At 42.1% G+C, this 833-nt stretch carries 2 protein-coding genes; both read left to right on the top strand.

Annotated elements, in window-relative coordinates:
• The first annotated feature begins 210 nt into the window (after positions 1–210).
• Positions 211–459, top strand: a complete 249-nt coding sequence (locus tag L6773_RS21275; RefSeq protein ID WP_237856690.1) for a GIY-YIG nuclease family protein — start codon at positions 211–213, stop codon at positions 457–459.
• Positions 460–581: 122 nt separating this feature from the next.
• Positions 582–830, top strand: coding sequence for a GIY-YIG nuclease family protein (locus L6773_RS21890; protein ID WP_369431612.1), 249 nt, complete (start codon positions 582–584; stop codon positions 828–830).
• Positions 831–833 lie beyond the last annotated feature (3 nt).

The raw sequence follows: 833 nt of genomic DNA, 5'->3' as shown, positions 1-833 counted from the left end.
TAAGAAAAAGGCCGTTGCTTTGGAGAAATATTTTAAGACCGGGTCAGGTCGTGCAATATTAGAAAAACGAATTTTAGGATCTGTTTGAATCCCTCTCTCTTTTAATCGACGAAGCCTTGGGCGTAGTCGATCCGCTCAACTACGCTAAAGCTTCGTTGAACAAGCTCGTTTTGGACTTGCCGCGAAGCTTTTTTAATTCAGTCAGGAATCATGTGGTATGTTTATATCATAGAGAGCCAACAGAAAGATTGGACGTACGTTGGTATAACCGATGAGTTGAAGAGCCGGGTACAGAAGCATAATCGAGGGGAAGTGCAGTCCACAAAGCATTACCGACCGTTTATTTTAGCTGCTTATGTAGCAGTAAGAGATAAAGAAAGGGCGGCAGCTTTGGAGAAATATTTTAAGACAGGGTCCGGCCGCGCAATATTAAAAAAAAGAATATTAGGATCTGTTTGAATCCCTAACTCTTTTAATCGACGAAGCCTTGCGCGCAGTCGATCCGCTCAACTACGCTAAAGCTTCGTTGAGCAAGCTCGTTTTGGACTTGCCGCGAGGCTTTTTTAATTCAGTTAGGAATCATGTGGTATGTTTATATCATAGAGAGTCAACAGAAAGATTGGACGTACGTAGGTATAACCGATGAGTTGAAGAGTCGGGTACAGAAGCATAATCGAGGGGAAGTGCAGTCCACAAAGCATTATCGTCCGTTTCTTTTAGCTGCTTATGTTGCCGTAAGAGATAAGAAAAAGGCCGTTGCTTTGGAGAAATATTTTAAGACCGGGTCAGGTCGTGCAATATTAGAAAAACGAATTTTAGGATCTGTTTGAATC

Source organism: Rhodohalobacter sulfatireducens (assembly GCF_022012475.1).
Lineage (GTDB): Bacteria > Bacteroidota > Rhodothermia > Balneolales > Balneolaceae > Rhodohalobacter > Rhodohalobacter sulfatireducens.
Note: the sequence above shows the minus strand (reverse complement) of the source record. Positions and strands in the feature narration are given on the sequence as shown.

What these genes read in the sequence shown, in the direction of transcription:
- L6773_RS21890 (WP_369431612.1), top strand. Translation starts at nt 582, where the DNA reads ATGTGGTATGTTTATATCATAGAGAGTCAACAGAAAGATTGGACGTAC.
- L6773_RS21275 (WP_237856690.1), top strand. Translation starts at nt 211, where the DNA reads ATGTGGTATGTTTATATCATAGAGAGCCAACAGAAAGATTGGACGTAC.